The 13,975-nt window shown below is 66.6% G+C and carries 14 protein-coding genes and 1 tRNA gene; 6 read left to right on the top strand and 9 right to left on the bottom strand.

The features are described from left to right. Positions 1-49 precede the first annotated feature (49 nt). The 6 genes from AB4Z47_RS15325 to aceE form a co-directional block, all read right to left on the bottom strand. Positions 50-1,483, bottom strand: coding sequence for an acyl-CoA carboxylase subunit beta (locus tag AB4Z47_RS15325; RefSeq protein WP_441951361.1), 1,434 nt, complete (start codon positions 1,481-1,483; stop codon positions 50-52). 122 nt (positions 1,484-1,605) lie between these two features. Next, positions 1,606-2,856 carry a KasA/KasB family beta-ketoacyl-ACP synthase gene (locus tag AB4Z47_RS15320; protein WP_441951359.1) on the bottom strand — a complete coding sequence of 417 codons (1,251 nt, stop codon included), beginning with the start codon at positions 2,854-2,856 and terminating at the stop codon, positions 1,606-1,608. Between the two features lie 10 nt (positions 2,857-2,866). Continuing rightward, positions 2,867-3,169: a meromycolate extension acyl carrier protein AcpM gene (acpM, locus tag AB4Z47_RS15315; protein WP_218475618.1), complete on the bottom strand. Its 303-nt coding sequence runs from the start codon at positions 3,167-3,169 to the stop codon at positions 2,867-2,869. 119 nt (positions 3,170-3,288) lie between these two features. Continuing rightward, positions 3,289-4,203 (bottom strand): ACP S-malonyltransferase, encoded by a 915-nt coding sequence (locus AB4Z47_RS15310; RefSeq protein WP_441951357.1) that lies wholly within the window; start codon positions 4,201-4,203, stop codon positions 3,289-3,291. A 128-nt stretch (positions 4,204-4,331) separates the two neighbouring features. Further along, complete coding sequence (locus AB4Z47_RS15305; RefSeq protein WP_327114201.1) at positions 4,332-5,666, bottom strand: PucR family transcriptional regulator; 1,335 nt, start codon at positions 5,664-5,666, stop codon at positions 4,332-4,334. An 11-nt stretch (positions 5,667-5,677) separates the two neighbouring features. Beyond that, on the bottom strand, positions 5,678-8,614 hold the full coding sequence (gene aceE, locus AB4Z47_RS15300; RefSeq protein WP_441951354.1) for a pyruvate dehydrogenase (acetyl-transferring), homodimeric type: 2,937 nt from the start codon (positions 8,612-8,614) through the stop codon (positions 5,678-5,680). A 184-nt stretch (positions 8,615-8,798) separates the two neighbouring features. On the opposite strand from aceE, the gene AB4Z47_RS15295 reads away from it, so the two are divergent. The 4 genes from AB4Z47_RS15295 to AB4Z47_RS15280 all read left to right on the top strand — a co-directional run bounded on the left by AB4Z47_RS15295 (position 8,799) and on the right by AB4Z47_RS15280 (position 10,534). After that, positions 8,799-9,356 carry a hypothetical protein gene (locus AB4Z47_RS15295; RefSeq protein ID WP_441951352.1) on the top strand — a complete coding sequence of 186 codons (558 nt, stop codon included), beginning with the start codon at positions 8,799-8,801 and terminating at the stop codon, positions 9,354-9,356. A gap of 126 nt (positions 9,357-9,482) precedes the next feature. Next, positions 9,483-9,905, top strand: coding sequence for a DUF3052 domain-containing protein (locus AB4Z47_RS15290; protein WP_441951350.1), 423 nt, complete (start codon positions 9,483-9,485; stop codon positions 9,903-9,905). A gap of 75 nt (positions 9,906-9,980) precedes the next feature. Further along, positions 9,981-10,445 (top strand): peroxiredoxin, encoded by a 465-nt coding sequence (locus AB4Z47_RS15285; RefSeq protein WP_441951348.1) that lies wholly within the window; start codon positions 9,981-9,983, stop codon positions 10,443-10,445. Between the two features lie 17 nt (positions 10,446-10,462). Next, positions 10,463-10,534 (top strand) — tRNA-Val (locus tag AB4Z47_RS15280). Between the two features lie 285 nt (positions 10,535-10,819). Here AB4Z47_RS15280 and AB4Z47_RS15275 read toward each other — a convergent pair. Both AB4Z47_RS15275 and AB4Z47_RS15270 read right to left on the bottom strand, forming a co-directional pair. Beyond that, complete coding sequence (locus AB4Z47_RS15275; RefSeq protein ID WP_441951347.1) at positions 10,820-11,224, bottom strand: universal stress protein; 405 nt, start codon at positions 11,222-11,224, stop codon at positions 10,820-10,822. Continuing rightward, positions 11,221-11,439 carry a universal stress protein gene (locus AB4Z47_RS15270; RefSeq protein WP_441951405.1) on the bottom strand — a complete coding sequence of 73 codons (219 nt, stop codon included), beginning with the start codon at positions 11,437-11,439 and terminating at the stop codon, positions 11,221-11,223. The genes AB4Z47_RS15275 and AB4Z47_RS15270 overlap by 4 nt, the downstream gene beginning before the upstream one ends. Before the next feature lie 4 nt (positions 11,440-11,443). On the opposite strand from AB4Z47_RS15270, the gene AB4Z47_RS15265 reads away from it, so the two are divergent. Then, on the top strand, positions 11,444-11,800 hold the full coding sequence (locus tag AB4Z47_RS15265) for a hypothetical protein (protein WP_441951346.1): 357 nt from the start codon (positions 11,444-11,446) through the stop codon (positions 11,798-11,800). Positions 11,801-11,939: 139 nt separating this feature from the next. On the opposite strand, the gene AB4Z47_RS15260 is transcribed toward AB4Z47_RS15265, so the two are convergent. Continuing rightward, positions 11,940-12,377 carry a MarR family winged helix-turn-helix transcriptional regulator gene (locus tag AB4Z47_RS15260; RefSeq protein ID WP_441951344.1) on the bottom strand — a complete coding sequence of 146 codons (438 nt, stop codon included), beginning with the start codon at positions 12,375-12,377 and terminating at the stop codon, positions 11,940-11,942. Positions 12,378-12,463: 86 nt separating this feature from the next. Between AB4Z47_RS15260 and AB4Z47_RS15255 the strand changes: the two genes are divergently transcribed. Then, positions 12,464-13,705: an epoxide hydrolase family protein gene (locus tag AB4Z47_RS15255; RefSeq protein WP_441951342.1), complete on the top strand. Its 1,242-nt coding sequence runs from the start codon at positions 12,464-12,466 to the stop codon at positions 13,703-13,705. Positions 13,706-13,975 lie beyond the last annotated feature (270 nt).

Genomic DNA, 13,975 nt, shown 5'->3' with positions numbered 1-13,975 from the left:
ATGCACAAGTGGGCCCCGGTATTCCGGGGCCCACTGGGTGTGCGGTGGGTCAGAGCGGGATGTTCTTGTGGTTGCTCGCACGAGACGGCGCTGCCGCCAGGGCTGCGGCGATGACGCTGCGCGTCTTGGCCGGGTCGATGACCTCGTCCACGACGCCGATCGCGATGGCACGCTCGACGCCACCCGCGATGCGCTCGTGCTCGGCGGTCAGCCGCTCGTGCAGCGCTTCGCGCTCTTCCTCCGGCGCGGCCGCGAGGGCCTTCTTGTGCAGGATGCCGACCGCCGCCTTGGCGCCCATCACGGCCACCTCGGAGCCCGGCCACGCGTAGACCGCGGTCGCGCCCAGCGAGCGGGCGTTCATCGCGATGTAGGCGCCACCATAGATCTTGCGGGTGACCAGCGTGACCCGCGGAACGCGCGCCTCGGCAAACGCGTGCAGCAGCTTCGCACCACGGCGCACGACACCTTCCCACTCCTGGCCGACGCCGGGCAGATAGCCCGGTACGTCGGTGACGACGACCAGCGGAATACCGAAGGCGTCACACAGCCGCACGAAACGCGCGGCCTTCTCGGCGCTTTCGGAGTTCAGGCAACCACCGAGCCGGATCGGGTTGTTGGCCAGCACGCCGACGGTGCGACCGCCGAGGCGGCCGATGCCGGTCACGATACTGCGCGCGTAGCGGCCCTGCAGCTCCTCGAACGTCGACTCACCGTCGACGTTGTCGAGCAGTTCGTGGACGATCGGCTTCACGTCGTAGGCGCGCTTGGCCGACTCCGGCAGCATCGCCTTCAGGTCGATGTCGCCGTGCTCGGCCGCGGCCAGGTCGAACTCGCCCTGCTCGGCGAACATGGACACCAGCCGCCGCGCCCGGTGCAGCGCGTCGGCCTCGTCGTCGGCGACGATGTGGGTGACGCCGGACTTCTTGCCGTGCGTCTCCGGGCCGCCGAGGGTGGCCATGTCGACCTGCTCGCCGGTCACGCTGCGCACCACGTCCGGACCGGTCACGAAGATGCGGCCTTCCGGCGCCATGATCACGATGTCGGTCAGCGCGGGACCGTAGGCGGCGCCACCGGCGGCGAATCCGAGCACCACGGAGATCTGCGGGACCAGGCCGGACGCGCGGACCATGGCCTCGAAGACCAGGCCTACCGCGTGCAGGGCCTCGACACCCTCGGCAAGACGAGCGCCACCGGAGTGCCACAGCCCGACCACCGGGATACCGGAGTCGATGGCGGTGTCGATGGCGTCGACGATGTGCTTGCAGCCCGCCACGCCCATCGCGCCGCCCATGACGGTGGCGTCGGAGCAGTAGGCCACGGTGCGGACACCGTCCACCTCGCCGATGGCGGCGAGCACGCCGGACTTGTCACGCGGGTGCAGCGGAAGAATGGTGCCGGGATCGAAGAAGCGCTGGAGTCGACCCAGCGGATCGCGCGGATCGGTTGTTGCCTCGTGGGGCAACACGGGAGCGATGATTGTCATCGCGTTTTCTCCTCACCTCGAAGAGCTCGCCGCTACTGCGGCTGCGTATGTCGAATCACGGCGGGGTCGTGCCAATCCAGTTGGCCGACCCCGCCGTGATCCTTGTGCAGTCGATCGCGCGGCTATGCCCGACCGAAGGCGAGCGCCACATTGTGCCCACCGAATCCGAACGAGTTGTTGATCGCGTACTCGATCTCCTGGCGCCGGGCCTCGCCCTTCACTACATCGAGGTCGATTTCGGGGTCCTGGCTTTCCAGGTTCAGCGTCGGCGGGACAATGCCGTCCCGGATGCTGAGCACGGTCAGTACCGACTCGAGAGCGCCGACGGCGCCGATCGAGTGGCCCAGGGCCGACTTGGGCGCGTAGACCGAGGCGTGGCCGCCGACGGCCTTGTTGATCGCGTTCGCCTCGGCGGTGTCGCCGATCGGCGTCGCGGTCGCGTGCGCGTTGATGTGGGTGATGTCCTTCTTCGTCAGTCCAGCGGTCTGCATCGCCCTGGTCATCGCCCGCGCCGCGCCGTCCCCCGTGGGGTCCGGTGCGACCAGGTGGAAGCCGTCGGAGGTGATGCCCGCGCCGAGCAGACGCGCGTGAATCGTGGCACCGCGTGCCTTGGCGTGCTCCTCGGTCTCGATGACCATGAGGGCACCGGCCTCACCGAAGACGAAGCCGTCGCGATCCTTGTCGAACGGGCGCGAGGCACCCTTCGGGTCGTCGTTGCGGGTGCTCATGGCACGCATCATGGTGAACGCCGCGATCGGCACCGCGTCGATGAAGCCCTCGACGCCCCCTGTGACGACGATGTCCGCGTCACCCATGACGATCATCCGCCACGCATTGGCGATCGCCTCGGAGCCGGACGAGCATGCCGAGACCGGAGTGACCACTCCTGCCCTGGCCTTCAGTTCGAGACCGACAACGGCCGAGGGGCCGTTCGGCATGACCATCTGCACAGCCAACGGCGAAATCTTGCGATAGCCACCGTTCTTCAGCTTGTCGACCGAGTCGATGAGAGCGTCGCCGCCACCCAACCCGGTGCCGATGGCAACACCCAGCCGCTCCGAATCGACTTCCGGGCTGCCCGCGTTCCGCCACACCTCGCGACCGAGCACGGTCGCGAGCTGCTCGACGTACGCCATGCGCCGGCACTCGACACGAGTCAGCAGGGTGTCCGGCCGGACCTTCAGGTGGCCGCCGATGCGGACCGGAAGGTCGTATTCCTCGATGAAGGAATCCTCGAGAACGTCGATGCCGCTCTCGCCGTTGAGGAGTCCCTTCCACGTCGCATCGACGTCACCCGCGATCGACGTGGTCGCCGCCAGGCTAGTTACGACGACGTTGGGGAAGTTCCCGTTCAAGGTGGAAGGAGTGGTCACAGTTTCGGCCCTACTCGGCGTTGTCGAACTTGGCCTTGAGCTCAGCGGCCGCCTCGGAGTTCTCGGCCTCGAGCTTCTGGATGTAGGCGACCGCGTCGCCGACCGTCTTCAGGCTGGCCAGATCCTCGTCGGGGATCTTCACCCCGTATTTGTCCTCGGTCTGAACCGCAATCTCGACCATGGACAGCGAGTCGATGTCCAGGTCATCGACGAAGGACTTCTCGATCGTCACCTCGGACGGCTCGATACCCGTCACCTCCTCGATGATCTTGCCGAGCTCCTCGACGATTTGTTCCTGGGTCAGAGCGGCCACTTCGTGGCTCCCTTCTTGTTACTTTGCAGGGTTTACTTGGTTTTTCGGATCGAGTCGGGCGATAGTTACCACTCGCTCGGTCACGACCTTGCATATGGATGCACGGTCGCGGAGGAAAGCTAGCCGGATGTGGTCAGCTCAGCCAACGCGGGGAGGTCTTGCGGGGTCTTCAAAGCAAGCGTCGGCGTGCCCTTCAGCTCCCGTTTCGCGATACCGACAAGGGCTCCCGCCGGCGGGAGCTCCGCCACCGCCGACACCCCGGCCTGCCGCACGGTCTCCATGCACAGATCCCATCGGACGGGCCGGGTGACCTGCGCGGCAAGCTTGTCTATCGCATCCTGTCCGGACGCGACCGGCTCGCCGTCGAAGTTCGAGAGCAGGGTCCTGGTCGGCTCGTTCGGCGTGATCTTCGTTATGGCTTCGGTCACAGCGTCCTGCGCCGGGGCCATAAAGGCGGTGTGGAATGCTCCCGCGACAGGCAGCGCGCGAACCCTGGCCTTTTCCGGTGGGTTCGCGGCGAGCTCCGCGAGGGCATCCAGCCGACCCGCGGCCACGATCTGGCCCACCGCGTTGCGGTTGGCCGGGACGAGGTCGAGGTCGAGGAGCCGTTCGAGCACGGCGGCCTCGTCGCCGCCGAGCACCGCGGACATGCCGGTCGGCTCCAGCGCGCACGCCTTGGCCATCTCCGCTCCGCGGATAGCGGCCAACTTGACCGCGTCGTCGGCAGAGATGACGCCGGCGACAGCGGCGGCGGCGAGCTCACCGACCGAGTGTCCGGCGATGATGGTAGCGGCCGGCACCGAATCCTGCGCAATTTCGGAGAACGCGAGAAGCGCGGCGGCGACAACCAACGGCTGGGTGATGGCGGTGTCGGTGATCTCCTCGGCTGTCGCGGTGGTGCCGAGACGGACGAGGTCGAGGCCGGAGGCCTTGGACCACAGCGTCAGGCGTTCATTCGCGCCTGGAAGGTCGAGCCATGGCGCGAGCATGCCGGGTGTCTGGGAGCCCTGTCCTGGGGCGAACAACGCGATCACGTCTCTAAGAAAACACTGTGAGGCGGGCCGCACGAGATGTCGACGCCACTCAAGGTTTCGAGCAGGTTTTGTGGGGGTCCCACAAATGTCCACGTGGCCAAGTCCTGATCGAGGATTCCGCGGGCGCGTTACAAGCCCTCGGGGCCCAGTGCGGCATGAGTGACCTCTGGGGTCGATGTTGACGATTCGTTACGAGTTCGTGTCAAACGACCTACTGTGGCGGCAATCTGCAGCACATACGCATCCCGCGCATTCATCGGATCACGGCCCGTGATCTCGGCGATGCGCTTGAGGCGATACCGAACCGTATTTGGATGGACGTACAGCTGACGCGCACACGTCTCGACCGCTCCACCGCAATCCAGATAGGCATCGAGAGTGTCCGCCAGCGACGACCCTGCCGCGGCCAACGGTAGGACAAGGTACTCGTTCAACGCGTCGATCGCAGCCCGATCGCCCAACAAAGCGCGTTCGGGCAATAATTCCGTCGCGTGCACCGGCCGCGGCGCCCCGCGCCAGCCCACGACGGCCTCCATTCCGGCCAGCGCTTCCAGCGCGCTGGCGTGCGCCGCGCCCAACGTGCGGGTGGTCGGGCCGATCACCACGGGACCGTCGGAGAACACCTCGGCGAGCAGGTCGGCCAGGAACGGGGAGACATAGGAGGAATCGCCCAGATGCCCGGAGACGACCATCACCAACCGGGTGCCCTGGACCACGGCCAGCGCGGCGCGGCCGTGCCGCGCCGCGATGGAGTGCACCGCTCCCACCGACGAGACGCCCTGCTCGCCAGGCGGGGTGCCCACCAGCACTGTTGCCGGCGCGGTGGCGTCCCAATTCAACGTCGCGGCTCGGGACAACATGTCCGGGCCGGTGTCCCCGCGCACCACGGCGTCGACGACGAGCGCCTCCAGCCGGGTGTCCCACGCGCCGCGCGACTCCGCGGCGCTCGCGTACACCGAGGCGGCGGCGAACCCGAGTTCACGCCCGTAGCGCAGCACCGCCTCGGTGAGTGCGACCAGCTGCCGGTCGTTGCGCGCGAGGGCGGGCAGCCACTGTTCGAAGAACTCCATGGCGACGCGAACCATGTCCACGGTTTGGCGCAGGGTGAGCCGCCGTGCCAGGTCCTGCGGGATCACCTGGAAGGCATCGAGGCTGAACCGGATGTCGCTGTCCGGGTCCTGTAGCCATTCCAGGAAGTTCACCACCGCGGTCTGCACCAGCATCTGCACACCGGCCCGCTGGGCGGCATCCAGATCGGTGAAGAACGGCAACCGATCCTGCATCGACCCCACCGCCTCGGTGGAGAGGCGGCCGGAGAACTGCTTGACGCGTTTGAGCAGCGTGTCCGGAAGGGGGTCGCGGGTCTGCCGGTTCGGGGAGAGCGCACCGGTCGGCAGATACACCTCGTGCTCGGAAGAGCCTTCGGAGATCCGCCGCGGCCGCGGCGGTTTACGGTCCACCATCCAATATTCCGCTACGCGAGTTCTTCTTCGGCGCTTGCCGCGGGCTTCGGCGCGGCGTCCACATCATCGATCCGGTACTTCGCCGCGGCCTCGACGGCCTTGGCGGGGTCGATCTTGCCCGTCCGTCCGAGACCCGCCAGCGCGGCGACCACGATGGACTGTGCGTCGACGTTGAACACCCGTCGCGCGGCGGGGCGAGTGTCGGAGAAACCGAAACCGTCCGTGCCGAGCGTGGTGAAGTCGCCGGGCACCCACTTGCGGACTTGATCGGGCACGGCACGCATCCAGTCGGTCGCGGCGACGTACGGGCCCTCGACCCGCGACAGCGCCTCGGTGACGTATGGGACGCCCGGATCGGTGCCTGGGTTGCGCAGCGCGGCGATTTCCTTGTCCAGCGCCTCCTTGCGCAACTCGCCCCACGAAGTCACCGACCAGACGTCCGCCTGCACACCCCATTCCTCGGCGAGCAGCGCCTGCGCGCGCAGGCCGTCCGGCACGGTGACTCCGGAGACCAGGATCTGAGCGCGCACCGCGCCCTCTCCCCCGCGCTTGTACAGGTAGATGCCCTCGAGTAGACCGGGAATGTCCAGGCCTTCCGGCTCGGCGGGCTGCTGGTACGGCTCGTTGTAGAGGGTGATGTAGTAGAAGATGTCCTCGCCGCCGAACTCGCCCGCGCTGCCGTGCGGATGGGTGCCGGGCAGCGCCACCGCACCCTGCGGCGGCGTGCCGCCGCCGTACATCCGGCGTAGGCCGTCGCGCACGATGTGTGCGATCTCGAACGCGAACGCCGGGTCGTAGGTCACCACGGCCGGGTTGGTCGAGGCGAGCAGCAGCGAGTGTCCGTCGTTGTGCTGCAGGCCCTCACCGGTCAGCGTGGTTCGCCCCGCGGTTGCTCCGAGCACGAACCCACGGGCAAGCTGGTCCGCGGCCGCCCACAGTCCGTCGCCCGTGCGCTGGAAGCCGAACATCGAGTAGAAGATGTACAGCGGGATCATCGGCTCGCCGTGCGTGGCGTACGAGGTGCCCGCCGCGGTGAACGACGCGGTCGATCCCGCTTCGTTGATGCCTTCGTGCAGGATCTGCCCGACGGCGCTCTCTTTGTAGGCAAGCATCAATTCGGCGTCGACGGACGTGTACAACTGCCCGTTGCGGTTGTAGATCTTCAACGAAGGGAACCACGAGTCCATACCGAAGGTACGTGCCTCGTCGGGGATGATCGGGACGATCCGCTTGCCGATCTCCTTGTCCCGCAGCAGCTCCTTCATCAGCCGCACCAGCGCCATCGTGGTCGCCACGTTCTGCTTGCCCGAGCCCTTGCGCACCGACCGGTACGCCTCGTCGCCCGGAAGTTGCAGCGGCTTTGCCGCAGTCCGCCGCTCAGGCAGGAACCCGCCCAGTGCGGTACGCCGGTCGAGCATGTACTGGACCTCACGCGCCGCCATGCCCGGGTGGTAGTACGGGGGCAGGTACGGATCCTTCTCCAGCTCGGCATCGCTGATCGGAATCCGCTGCAGGTCACGGAAGTCCTTGAGGTCCTGCAGGGTGAGCTTCTTCATCTGGTGCGTGGCGTTGCGGCCCTCGAAGTGCTTGCCGAGGGTGTAGCCCTTGATGGTCTTGGCGAGGATCACCGTCGGCTGGCCCTTGTGCGCCATGGCGGCCGCGTAGGCGGCGTACACCTTGCGGTAGTCGTGGCCGCCGCGCTTGAGGTTCCAGATCTCCTGGTCCGTCAGATCGTGCACGAGCGCCTTGGTGCGTGGGTCGCGGCCGAAGAAGTGATCGCGAACGTAGGCGCCGTCGTTGGCCTTGTAGGTCTGGTAATCGCCGTCGGGGGTGCTGTTCATCAGGTTCACCAGCGCGCCGTCGCGGTCGGCGCCGAGCAGCGCGTCCCACTCTCGACCCCAGATCACCTTGATGACGTTCCAGCCCGCGCCTCGGAAGAACGACTCGAGCTCCTGGATGATCTTGCCGTTGCCGCGCACCGGACCGTCGAGGCGCTGCAGATTGCAGTTGACCACGAAGGTGAGGTTGTCCAGGCCCTCCATGGCCGCCACGTGCGCGAGACCGCGCGACTCCGGCTCGTCCATCTCGCCGTCGCCGAGGAATGCCCAGACGTGCTGGTCGGAGGTGTCCTTGATGCCGCGATCGTGCAGGTAGTGGTTGAACCGCGCCTGGTAGATGGCGTTCATCGGGCCGAGGCCCATCGACACCGTCGGGAACTCCCAGAAGTTGCTCAGCAACCGCGGATGCGGGTAGGACGGCAGCCCGTGGCCAGGGCCGCCGTGGCTGTACTCCTGCCGGAACCCGTCGAGCTGATCGGCCGAAAGCCTGCCCTCCAGGAACGCGCGGGCGTAGATGCCCGGGGAGGCGTGACCCTGGATGAAGATCGAATCGCCGCCGCCCGGGTGATCCTTGCCGCGGAAGAAGTGGTTGAAGCCGACCTCGTAGAGCGCCGCCGAGGACGCGTAGGTCGAGATGTGCCCGCCGACACCGATACCGGGGCGCTGGGCGCGATGCACCATGATCGCGGCGTTCCAGCGGATCCAGGCGCGGAAGCGCCGCTCCACCTCTTCGTCGCCGGGGAACCACGGCTCGTTCTCGGTGGGGATGGTGTTGACGTAGTCGGTGGAGGTGAGAGACGGAATGGCGACACGACGTTCACCGGCCCGCTCCAACAGGCGGAGCATGAGGTAACGCGCACGACCAGGGCCTTCTCGATCGAGCATCTCATCGAACGACTCGAGCCATTCGCTGGTTTCCTCCGGGTCGATGTCCGGTAGGTAGGACGCCACCCCTTCGCGGATCACCCGCACCCGTCCGCCGGCCTGCGGAAGGTGCGATCCGTTCGGATCGCCACTCGCGGCGGTGGCGGAGTTGGTGCCAGCGGATTTCGCTGGAGCGGAAGAGTGGATCAGGTCGGTCAAATCTGCTCCTCGTACAGGGGTGGACATGCTGATGGCGTCGGTATCCCCGGGCGGACACGCGTGGTCGGCGGACCGCCCGTTCACGTCAGGTTCGGGCGCACCACCCATCCTTCCCGATGGCGCGTCCCAGGTCATCATGTCAGCCGGAAATCCAGTACCGTTCGACAGGCAAGGTGTCGAGCCGTGGGAGCCGTGAGGAGCGGGGAGGACGATGAAGCTGCTGGACCCACGTGGGTTCGGAATGGTGTGCGCGACCGGCGCGGTCGCGATCGGGTTGGTCGTCGCGGGATGTGCGAATCGGGTCGAGGGTACGCCGAGTCCGAACCCGAGCGACCTGGCGGCGTACAAAACCGAGGCGGCGTCCTCGTCGGCGGCGGCGACGTCCTCGCGGCGGGCGGCAGCGCAGGCCAAGGCGATCTCCGACAACTGCGGCCCGTTCCCCACCACTACCGGTGCCGGCGTCTCGAAGTACAACGAATTCGTCGATGCGCATGATTCGAACGCGCCCGACTACGGCGCCAAGCGGGATGCGGCCGTGTCCACCCTGGAGGACGCCGCGAACACGGTGGAGCGCGGCGTGAGCGCCGCCAAGGACACGCTGCCGCCGGATCTGGCCGCGAAATTCACCGAATACGTGAACGCGGCGCGCGCGCTGGCCGACGAGACGCGCAAGATGACCTACACCGCCCCGGTCAGCGCGCTCAACGACGCGAGCAGGCGGGTGAACGACGCGCGCAACGTCGTCCGCGACTCCTGTCCCAAACGCTGAAACGGCGGGTGACACATCGGTACAACGCGACATTCGGTGCCTATTTCGCCGGATCAGCTTGCGCTGAAGCCCATAACCATGTTCGCTTGCAACTAACTACTGTCGGGAGTTGAGGAGGACACCACCGTGGTCGCCGCGGCGGACGCGCAGAACTACGCTCAGAAGCTTGGCATCACACACGGCTTGGTTGTCCAGGAATTGGGTTGGGACGAGGACGTCGACGACGACCTGAGGGCCGACGTCGAGGACTCGATCGGCGGCGAACTCGTCGACGAGGATTCCGACGAGGTCGTCGACGTTGTGCTGCTGTGGTGGCGCGACGGGGACGGTGATCTGGTGGACGCGTTGATGGACGCGATCAGCCCGCTCGCCGACGACGGTTTCGTCTGGGTACTCACACCCAAAACTGGGCAGCCGGGCCATGTGGAGCCGAGCGAAATAGCAGAATCCGCACCTACCGCCGGTCTGACCCAGACCTCGGCGATCAACCTCGGCACCTGGACGGGTAGTCGTCTGGTGCAGCCCAAGGCGCCCTCGAAGCAGCGCTGACCCACTTCGCTATGGTTTCACCGGGCGGTCTCGCACGGCCGCCCGGTGAAAACCCGACACGATGGAGGACTTGCGATGCCACTCGAGGTCGGCACTGTTGCCCCGGATTTCACGCTGAGGGACCAGAACAACCAGAACGTCACCCTGTCGGATTTCCGCGGCAAGAAGAACGTGCTCATCGTGTTCTACCCGCTCGCGTTCACCGGAATCTGCCAGGGTGAGTTGTGCAAGGTACGCGACGAGCTGCCGAAGTTCCAGAACGACGACGCGGAAATCCTCGCGATCTCGGTCGGCCCGCCGCCCACGCACAAGATCTGGGCCGCCGAACAGGGCTACACCTTCCCGCTGCTGTCGGACTTCTGGCCACACGGCGCGGTGGCTCACGCCTACGGCGTCTTCAACGAGAAATCCGGCTATCCCAACCGCGGCACGTTCGTCGTCGACCGCGAGGGCTGCATCCGTTTCGCCGAGATGAACGGCCCCGGCGAGCCCCGTGACCAGGCGGCTTGGGAGAAAGCACTCGCCGCGCTAGATTCATAGACCGTCGGCAACGATCCGGGCGTATAGCTCAGCGGTAGAGCACTGGTTTTACACACCAGCGGTCGGGGGTTCGATCCCCTCTGCGCCCACCGATGAAGATGCAGGTAGAGGCAGCTTCGGCCCTCGATGTCCGTTGCTCCACGGACATCCCATGAAACAAAACGTGGGGCAGGTCGATGCAAGTGCAGCCTTTCCGCTTCGCGTTGCGGCCAAGAAGACCACCGACCCCGTCAGGTGTGCTATCTCGTGAAGTTGGTGTCACGGCACATAGGGTCCAGTGACGCGAAAAGTCGCGCTAAGGGTCGGTTGGCCGTGTTCTCGGCGGGGTACGCACGACACCGCCCGCGGAGCAGGCGTCACTACGCTCCCTCATCTCACCCCGTCCGGTCCGGGGGATGCACGACCATCACCGGGCATTCGGCCCGGTGGACCAGCATGCTGCCGGTGGGCCCGAGCAGCATGCCCGCTAGGACGCCGCGGCCGCGGCTGCCGACGACCAGCAGCCGCGCCGCACGCGACCACTCGAGCAACCGTTCGCGCGGTATGCCGCGGGAAACCTCGCGTCGCACTACGACCTCGGGAAACCGCTCCCACCGACCAGCCAGTCGCTCGGCGAGGACGGTCTGCTCGACGGCAGCGATATCGAAGGAGCCCTCCACACTCTCCAGCAGCCGGGTGAACCGTCCCGCGGGGGGATCGGACCAGGCATACACGGCCACCAGGTCCGTTTTCCGCAACGCGGCCTCCCGAAAGGCGGCCTCGACAGCGGCATCGCTCACCGGGTGCCGTCAACCCTGACGACCACCGGCCCGGAGGGCTGCTGCCCGGAATCTGCTCGTACCACCACCACCGAACCATCCGCGCGGGCGGTAACCGCATGCATTGTCGAGCCGAGCCGTCCCAAGCCTGTCCGATCGACCGGACCGCCAACCACAATGAGGTGCGCGGACGCGGAACGCGCCACTAGCAGATCGCTTGGTTTCGCCGCGCTCACCTCGGTGTCGATCGGCACCCCCGGGGCGGTACGCGCGGCGCGCGGCCAGTTCCGCCGCAGACGTGACGATCTCCGCGCCGATCCGGTGCACGACGTCCACACTCCCGAAGCCGACCAACCCGGCAGCGGAACCGGCGAGATCCATTCCGTGCGTGACCACCAACCCACGCCCTCGTCCCGCGGCCGTCGCGGCGGCCCAGATCACGGCTGCGTCGGCGGCGGGCGTGTCGTCGACACCGACGACGACCGGCGCAGAGGCGCGCGGGACACGATGTGCGCGATGCGGTGCGTCGACCGGCCCTCCGTCCCGCTCTACGGCGACCCTTCCGATTTACCTCGGCTGGCCTCCCTATCCGGGTAGCCGAAACTTCCAGTACGGAGTTGGTAGCTGATCGATCACCTCGGGCACCTGACTGCAGCCGCAGGCCCAGCAAGTCGCCTGGACCATTGTGCTCATGGCTCCATGAGCGAGCGGTATGTCGCCGGGGAGATCCTGCGTGTCAGCGCTCTCGCTCCAGCTGGGCGAGCCGGGTGAGGGCGGGCAGCGCGGCGGAGAGTGCCCGACGGTGGGCGGGGCTCAACTCGGAGACCATCGGAACCAGGTGCCGGACCCGGTCGTCGTGGCGGTTTTGCCGCACCTGCCGGCCCGCGTCGGTGAGGTGCACGATCACGGCCCGTCCGTCGCCAGGGTCACGGCGGCGCAGCACCAGCCCGTCGCGCTCCAAGCGCGTGATGAGTTGAGTGATGCCCGGCTGGGTCAGCTGCTCGGTCTCGGTCAGATCGGTCAGCCGCGCCGGTCCCCGGTGAGCCAGGGTGTCGAGCACCGACAGTGTGGTGAACGGCAGCTTCTCCCGCACCGGGATGCGGATGTAGACGCGGTTGAAGTCCTCGATTACCGCGGCGAAGGCGTCCACGTCGAAATCGTCGATGTCGTCCACACAAGTAACTCTATACGGAACTTATAAAAATTGCTTAAATAAGCTATTTATGTAAAATAGGACGCCCGAACGGCGCAGGAGGCCAGATGAGCGACAGAACCCACGATGCCCGACCGTCCCCCTTGACGCCGACGAAGATTCACGTCCCCGACAGCGTGCTCACCGATCTGCGGCAGCGCCTGGATCTGACCCGCCTGCCCGACGATGTCGGCAATGAAGACTGGTATTACGGCGTACCTCGCGGCTACCTCCAGGAGCTCGTGGACTACTGGCGCAGCGGATACGACTGGCGCGCAGCCGAAGCCGAGATCAACACCTACCAGCATTTCAAGGTCGAAATCGACCGTGTACCAGTGCATTTCATGCGCAGGCCCGGCGTCGGGCCGGATCCGACGCCGCTGATTCTGACACATGGCTGGCCCTGGACGTTCTGGCATTGGTCCAAGGTCGCCGACTTGCTGGCGGATCCGGGGGCGCACGGCGGTGATCCGGCCGAGGCGTTCGACGTGATCGTGCCCTCGTTTCCCGGCTTCGGGTTCTCCAGCCCGCTGGCGAACCGCCCGGATGTGAACTTCTGGAAGGTCGCCGACCTCTGGCACACGCTCATGACCGACGTTCTGGGCTACGAGAAATACGGTGCCGCCGGCTGCGACGTGGGCGCGCTGGTCACCGCGCAGCTCGGCCACAAGTACGCCGACGAGTTGTATGCCATCCACATCGGATCCGGACTGAAACTCACGCTGTTCAATGGCGATCGTGCCTGGGACTTCAGCGGCGGACTTCCGATTCCCGACGGCCTGCCCGCGGAGGTACGCGCACGAATCGTGGAGCTGGACAAGCGTTTCGCCGTCCACCTGGCCGCACACCTCCTCGCCCCCAGCACCCTCGCCCACGCCCTGTCCGATTCCCCGGCGGGCATGCTGGCATGGATCCTGGAACGTTGGTTCAAATGGAGCGACAACGGCGGCGACATCGAAACCGTGTTCAGCAGAGACGATCTCCTCACGCACGCCACGATCTACTGGGCCACCAACACCATCGGCACCTCGATACGCCTTTACGCCAACCACAACCGCTACCCCTGGACGGCTTCCCACGACCGTCTCCCGATAGTGCAGGCCCCCACCGGCATCACCTTCGTGGGCTACGAGAACCCACCCGGCATCAGCACCGCCCAACGCATCGAACACTTCCGCGCCAGCGACCGCGCCCAGTGGTACAACCACGTCAACCTCACCGTCCACGACCACGGCGGCCACTTCATTCCCTGGGAAATCCCCGACCACTGGACCGACGACCTGCGCCGCACCTTCCGGGGACGGCGCTGACACGCAACAAACTCAGCACCAGGCAAATACCCGCTCATGCCGCCGCGGACGCGGTTCGTGATGCGGGGACACCTCACCCGTAATCCGATCCTCGACAGACGGACACGACCGAGATACCCGCCAGGCCGCGCCGCAACCACCCGTGATCTCACCGCTGTGCACCCTTCAGATGCGATGCCGGAGATGGCACAGCTTCTGCGACACTCACAGTCAACCTGTGCACCGCGGGCTGGAGCGAATTCCACACAGCTTCGTGAGCTGATCTTCAGG

Origin of the sequence: Nocardia sp. 2TAF39 (genome assembly GCF_052114905.1) — a bacterium.
Classification (GTDB): Bacteria; Actinomycetota; Actinomycetes; order Mycobacteriales; family Mycobacteriaceae; genus Nocardia.
The sequence above is the reverse complement of the archived record's forward strand: the minus strand, read 5'-3'. Positions and strand labels throughout refer to the sequence as shown.

Excerpts from the sequence above, each read along its gene's own strand:
- AB4Z47_RS15325 (WP_441951361.1), bottom strand. The coding sequence starts at position 1,483 with ATGACAATCATCGCTCCCGTGTTGCCCCACGAGGCAACAACCGATCCG.
- AB4Z47_RS15305 (WP_327114201.1), bottom strand. The coding sequence starts at position 5,666 with ATGGTGGACCGTAAACCGCCGCGGCCGCGGCGGATCTCCGAAGGCTCT.
- aceE (WP_441951354.1), bottom strand. The coding sequence starts at position 8,614 with ATGTCCACCCCTGTACGAGGAGCAGATTTGACCGACCTGATCCACTCT.
- AB4Z47_RS15295 (WP_441951352.1), top strand. The coding sequence starts at position 8,799 with ATGAAGCTGCTGGACCCACGTGGGTTCGGAATGGTGTGCGCGACCGGC.
- AB4Z47_RS15285 (WP_441951348.1), top strand. The coding sequence starts at position 9,981 with ATGCCACTCGAGGTCGGCACTGTTGCCCCGGATTTCACGCTGAGGGAC.
- AB4Z47_RS15255 (WP_441951342.1), top strand. The coding sequence starts at position 12,464 with ATGAGCGACAGAACCCACGATGCCCGACCGTCCCCCTTGACGCCGACG.